Raw genomic sequence first — 237 nt, forward strand, 5'->3', positions numbered from 1 at the left:
GTTTCAGTTCCCCACGTCTGCCAATACTTAGCTATGTATTCACTAAGCATTAATCATCGACTAAGATGATTGGGTTTCCCCATTCGGAAATCTCCGGATCAAAGCTTACGTACAGCTCCCCGAAGCATATCGGTGTTAGTCCCGTCCTTCATCGGCTCCTAGTGCCAAGGCATTCACCATGCGCCCTTTTTAACTTAACCTCATCACTTACGTGACGGATTAATTGAGTATTACGCG

1 rRNA gene is annotated in these 237 nt (G+C 46.0%); it reads right to left on the reverse strand.

From position 1 onward, the window contains the following. Nucleotides 1-200, reverse strand: a 23S ribosomal RNA gene (locus tag IWT5_RS12070); the annotation flags it as partial. Nucleotides 201-237: the final 37 nt, after the last annotated feature.

Source organism: Secundilactobacillus mixtipabuli, assembly GCF_002217925.1.
Lineage (GTDB): Bacteria > Bacillota > Bacilli > Lactobacillales > Lactobacillaceae > Secundilactobacillus > Secundilactobacillus mixtipabuli.